This window comes from Flavobacterium sp. T12S277 (genome assembly GCF_048514875.1).
Taxonomy (GTDB): domain Bacteria; phylum Bacteroidota; class Bacteroidia; order Flavobacteriales; family Flavobacteriaceae; genus Flavobacterium.
Genome location: NZ_JBLYEG010000003.1, coordinates 334412 through 340462, shown reverse-complemented (window position 1 = coordinate 340462; position 6051 = coordinate 334412). Strand labels below are relative to the sequence as shown.

The following is a 6051-nucleotide window of genomic DNA, read 5'->3' as shown; positions in this document are numbered from 1 at the left end:
GTTTTTAATCGTTAATTAACCACAAAACCTGGTGGTCAATTTGCTCCGGAATCAGGTGGTCAGTTTGCTCCGGAACGGGTGGTCAATTTACTCCGGAATTAGGTGGTCAAATTGACCGGTTTTTCCAATATTGTTGGGGATAAAACAATTATTTCGGGTTGTATCACTACCGGTTCTGATGTAAGTAACGGAGTTGTTTATGTTAATGGTGAAATGTACGAATTTCGAGGGGGTTTAGCGCAAACGAAAGTGATTATTAAAGAGGAAACGACCAATTTAGTTTATAAAAACAACAACTCTTACCCTGCCGTTAAGACTAATTATGTGACTTTTGGAACGGGTATAGACGCAATGAATTGGTCAGATTTTAAACCAGGTTATCCAACTAAAGATATAGCCACGGGACTTGCAGGAAAAGCGGATCAGGCTGCGTTTGATTCTCTGGCTAATGCTTTCACGATTGTTGCAACAAAAATGGCTACTATTGAAATGGGGGCTCAAAAAAATGTGCAAGCGGATTGGAATGAGGCAAACAACGGCAGTAATAGTTACATTAAGAATAAACCAAATATTTCGAATCCTTTTTTACACAAAGATAAATATGACATTGGTGATGTCTTTGATGAAGATTTGCTGACTGTGACTTTTTCTGATGTTGGTACCGCTGATTACATAGTAAGTGGCGGTTTAGTCGGAACTAATAGTGACTTTACTCAGGACGCTAATGTTTACTTTCAAACGCGAGAACATACCAGAACTTCTTTTAAGCTTGTACTTACCGAACAAGCAGGCGGACGATTTCAAAAATTATGGCTCCATTATGCATTAATACCTTTATAAAAAATGGCACTTAAAGAAACAGTAAAACAATGGTTTAAGACGGGCTACAAGCCTACCGAATCCCAGTTCTATCAGTTTTTCGATTCTATATGGTGGAAAGAAGAAAAGATTCCGGCTAATAAAATCGAGAATTTACAGGAGATACTGGATGATAAGGCAGATTTGGATTGGGTTCAAAATAGTTTAGTACAAGCAAAGGACAGAGCCTCACACACCGGTACACAGCTCAGCAATACTATTTCAAATTTCAATGAGAGTGTAAATGCGTTACTGGCAGTATTTAAAGCGGCAAACTATCTTGATGCCACAAGTAGCATTCAGGGGCAAATAAACGCCATTAACAGCCTTCTTTCTTCCAATGATGTTAATTTGGATCAGTTACAGGAAATCGTTGATTACATTAAATCTATACAAACCAATCTTGATACTTTATTGGTCAATGACTTGGTTACAGGTGGTACATTGAAAGCTTTAACCGCCGAAATGGGAAAAGTAATCAATAATCGTTTACTCGATTTGGAGGCACGACCAATTCCTGAAGGGTTTTATGTCACCACTTTAATTGCAAGTTCTAAGCTTTTATATTTTTCGGATCAATTTCGCGAAGTAGATTTGCAGCCTGTTCTTCCGACAACCACTATCGTAAACACAAACGAAATAGTTCGAAATGGTAATGATTTGTTTATTGTTGGGAATTACTCACCAGATGGTAGCTTGACAACTTTTATAATGCGCCTCGTGAATTGCAGGTTGAGAGATAATATACTTGTATGGGAGAAATCTAACGCTATCGAACTTTCCGGACAAATTCACGGATTAATATTTCACAACGGATTTCTCTACACAGCAACAATTACAACGGTGACCAAAATAACAAAAATAAATCCTTATGACTTTACAGATGTTAGAACGCTGACCATGCCAGCAACAGCAGATTTTGACGGTCTTACTAGTGATATTGTTGGTTACAAAGATAAACTTTACATTTTGGTGGCAACCGCCTATTATCAACCATCAAAATTTATTGAGATTTCGGATGATTTGACACGTTATCGCCAGGTATTTTCACAAACGAGTAGTACAAGTTACAGAACTGCTCCGGGTATTCCTTTTCTCATATACAATGACGAATTGTACATCCCGTTTTTTATGAATGCGACTAATATTTCCATTAGGGTTTATGATCTACAGGGAAATCTTAAGAGAGAACGCACCAGTATAACGATTAATACAATAGTTGGTGGTGGTTCGTTCGCTGTGCCACACTGGCTAGGAACATTTAACAACAAACTACTAATAACAACCATATATGGTAAATCATTGGTTAGATTGGACTGCCAAACGTTAGCAACTGAGGAAAGTGTAGCATTGCCAACATCCGTTACAGACGATAACACAATTTCTAAAGATGGATATGTTTACTTAAATGGTGAAAAAAGCAGTTTTGACACAGCAGCGCCAGTACAATTGTTAAAGTTTAAGTACAATAATTTTACAGACAAGACTATCTTATTTGCGGATTCGGCTTTTAACAATGGAAACGGCTCGTATGGCTCAATCAACAACAACACTGATAAGTCAGCTCTGAATTTGAATGCGAAAAAGAATAACTATTTGACCAAAACGGCAGATTACACAATTGTGTTAAATGATTTTCCAAACAATAACTGCCTGTTAATCTTCGCAGATGCTACTACCGCAGCTATTACAATTACTCTACCTACAGCCCTAAGCAGTAACGGTTACGAGGTTACAGTTATCAAAACTGATTCTTCGGCAAACACAGTAACTGTAAAAGGAAATGGAAGCCAACTGATAAATGCGTCTAACACGCAGGTTTTAGCGGCTCAATTCGATAAAATCAATGTAAAATCAAATGGTGTTCAGAACTTCATAATTTAAATGTTGGTTAAATAGTGTTTAAACAGTAACACAAAAGCCTGTACGAATGACGTACAGGCTTTTGTGTTTTTGCTCAGAGAATGTACATTTTATAAAAAAAAACGGTACATTTCATTTTTGCGATTATACTTTTCTATTTCAGTACTTCAACTGAAAAATATTTTGAGATTCTTATCAGTAACAATTCCATCAGGCGTTAGATTACTGTGTACTCATAAAACCTAATAATCATCACTTATTTGATGAAAATCGGTACCATCACTTTGAATACTATAAATTCTACCATTTATTAAAACAGCAGAACCCGCTCCTGTTCTGTTATAAAATGTACTTATGCTTATATTAGCACCCGATATATTTTTAAGGATATAAATCCTTCCCTTACACGTATTCGCGTAAGGTAATGTGACCCCTGTACCCGTATAAGTTCCAGATTTTAGAATAAGGGTGTAATCGTTCTCGGTTAAAGTGGTACTGGCGGTTACTGCTCTTATGGGTAAAGAAAGCGATCCTCCAACCTGCAAAACCGAATTGGCAGTTACTCCGTTTGTCATTATACCAACTCTAGAAGTACTGTTTGCACCAACTCCGTACCCTTCTATGCGCATCATCTCTTTTATACCATCAGTAAAATGCATCTTTTTAAATACAATAGGTTCATTCCCATCGTCTCCGGTAATAAATTCTAAAGAACCATTATTAGCGGTACCTGCCGATCCCATTTCAAAATAATCACTATAGCCAACACCTGCAGCAGCAGCTCCTTTGATCCTAAAATTTCCATCTGTGGTCGTATAAAGTACAGGTTTCCAAGAGGGAGCTGCGGAAGATTCAAATTGTAACGCCGAGACTCCGTTGCCCTTCAGGTAAGCCATGTATTGATCTGCATTGGAGGCCTCCGGACGTGCTGAATCCACTAACCCCAATGTACCTCGTTTTCCTAATTCAAGAATCGAAGTGTTATTAGAGGCCAGGGCTACTTTGGTATCAGTGGTCGTTCCTAATAAACTGGTGGCTGTTGCATTTGAATTGCCATTTAAGCCCCAACCATTTTCATTTCCGATTTGATACCAATTTGAACCATCACTTTGAAAAGTAGTAGCTGCGTTATAAAATACAACATCATAACTAGCTCCGGTTATGTCCAAAAATGGAGTCGCTTTTAAATTAGAACCCGAAGTATTTCTAATGACATAAATTCTTCCCTTACACGTATTAGCTGCGGGAAATGTGATCGCTGTACCCGTATAAGTTCCGGGTTTTACAATAAGGGTATAATCGTTCTCGGTTAAAGTGGTACCGGCTGTTACTGTCCTAATAGGTAAAGAAACCGACCCGCCAACCTGCAAAACAGAATTGGCCACCGCTCCATTGGTCATTATACCTACTCTAGTGGTACTGGTTGCACCACTTCCCTGCCCTTGGATGCGCATCATCTCGGATGTACCATCAATATAATGGTTCTTTTTAAATACAATAGGTTCATCACCATTGTCTCCGGTAACAATTTCTAAAGAACCATCATCACTGGTACCTGTACCACCTATTTGAAAAAAATCATTAGCGCCTGCAGCGCTTCCTTTCAACCTGAAATTTCCATCTTTGGTCGTAGAAAGCACAGAATTATGACCGTTCGTTACGGGAATTTCAAATTGCAAAGCCGAGACTCCGTTGCCGCCTCTAAGGTAAGCCATGTATTGATTTTGATCTATATCAAAATTTGTTACCCCCAAAGTACCCCGCTTTCCCAATTCAAAAATAGAAGTGTTATTAGAGGCCAGACTTAATTTTGTATCCGTGGTCGTTCCTAAAAAACTAGTGGCGGATGCATTTGAATTGCCGTTTAAGCTCCAATCACCTTCATTTCCGATCAAAGAAAGGGTTCCATTGCTCAGGCCAATATACAATTGTTTGGTATCGGAGGTGAGATACAAATCACCCAGTCCGGCATTGGTAATCGTTGGAGCCAATGCCGAAGTGGTACTAATTTGCGAACGGGCAATGGTACTGATGAGTACTATTAAAAATAGAAATTTAATCTTCATTTTTTCTTCAATCTATTTGATTCTTTTTACAAGTAAGGACGATCCGTTATTGACCATCGTTAAGGCTAAAACAGCAGCTGTCGAAGCGTAGGTACGCCCTTTTACCTTAATTACAGTAGAGGCTGTTGTTGTTACTATTGTTTTAGTCACCGAAACGGTGTTTTTATCCACAACACTATTTCTGGCATAGGTATAGGCTCTTGTACCGGGTGATTCTGTACCCGCAACCTCTAAGTAGAATTCTCCTCCCGATCTTTCATTGTTATTGGCATCTGTACTTACTCTGTAGGTTATTTCATAACGACCGATTTTTTTAATGGTGACAGAAGTTCCATTTACAGAGAAGTCTGAAGTATCAACAATTCCGGAATCACTAAAAACAATGTCTGAAAAGGCACCCGCAAGTGTCTGCGAAGTAGATGGGCTGCCAATATAGAGTTCGGCAAGGTTTCCTATTCCCTGCTCTATAGTGACCAAAGTTCCCTTATTGTCAACTACTTTGGCAGTTTGCGCATAACCTAAATTACAGACGACTGCAAGAAAAACCATCAAAACATTGCATTTAAGAGACATATTTAAATTTTATAAAAAAGTTATCTAATATATTGAACTTCAATAACATCACCAGCATACATTGGCAAGTCGGCTGCACTATACTTAATGCTAACGGTACCTGCTGTTGCCGTAAAATCTGTCCCTGATCTTAATTTAATACCGTTTCTAAAAACAAATAATTTGGCATCTGTAGTTCCGGCTGTCAAAGCTGGTAAACCCACTACAGCGACGTCTACATTCGCGGCGGCATTGGCTGCTTGTGTATACTCTACTCTGATTCCGCTCACTAAATTGTCGGCTGCCATTTTTTTGGTAGCCCCTGTGGCTTCGTCTCTTACTAACAAAGTCCAGCCTGTACCTGTTCCGCCATGGATGGATGTTGTAGTGGCATTTGTAGATGCGGCGCCTGTTTCTAAAGCAATACCATCCAAAGCAAATACTTTTCCGTTAACGTCTATATACGTATTATCCGTCAGCTGTCCTCCTAATTGCCAGGTGGTGGTCGTAACATCGCCAGTTGTATTTACAATTTGTGAAATACCGTTATTGGATTGAAAATACTTTATGGTACCTTTATTATCCACCACTTTAATCGCTTTGGCTCCTTTGACTACATCTTTAGTCGATTGTGCATTTAGGGCGTTAATTCCAAGCATAAATACCGTAAAAAGCGCGCATTTAAATAATTTTGTTTTCATTTTCTTCTGTT

At 38.7% G+C, this 6051-nt stretch carries 5 protein-coding genes; 2 read left to right on the top strand and 3 right to left on the bottom strand.

What is annotated here, in order from left to right; genetic code table 11:
* The first annotated feature begins 102 nt into the window (after positions 1-102).
* Together ACN1CN_RS07740 and ACN1CN_RS07735 are read left to right on the top strand one after the other, a co-directional pair.
* A complete protein-coding gene (locus tag ACN1CN_RS07740; protein ID WP_419135235.1) occupies positions 103-840 on the top strand; it encodes a hypothetical protein in 738 nt (245 codons plus the stop codon).
* 3 nt (positions 841-843) lie between these two features.
* Positions 844-2742: a hypothetical protein gene (locus ACN1CN_RS07735; RefSeq protein WP_419135234.1), complete on the top strand. Its 1899-nt coding sequence runs from the start codon at positions 844-846 to the stop codon at positions 2740-2742.
* A 221-nt stretch (positions 2743-2963) separates the two neighbouring features.
* Here the strand turns inward: ACN1CN_RS07735 and ACN1CN_RS07730 are convergent, their stop codons facing one another.
* From ACN1CN_RS07730 to ACN1CN_RS07720, 3 genes are read right to left on the bottom strand one after another with little or no spacing between them, the layout of a single operon-like run.
* On the bottom strand, positions 2964-4787 hold the full coding sequence (locus tag ACN1CN_RS07730) for a hypothetical protein (RefSeq protein ID WP_419135233.1): 1824 nt from the start codon (positions 4785-4787) through the stop codon (positions 2964-2966).
* A 12-nt stretch (positions 4788-4799) separates the two neighbouring features.
* Positions 4800-5360, bottom strand: coding sequence for a hypothetical protein (locus tag ACN1CN_RS07725; protein WP_419135232.1), 561 nt, complete (start codon positions 5358-5360; stop codon positions 4800-4802).
* A gap of 20 nt (positions 5361-5380) precedes the next feature.
* On the bottom strand, positions 5381-6040 hold the full coding sequence (locus ACN1CN_RS07720; RefSeq protein WP_419135231.1) for a hypothetical protein: 660 nt from the start codon (positions 6038-6040) through the stop codon (positions 5381-5383).
* Positions 6041-6051 lie beyond the last annotated feature (11 nt).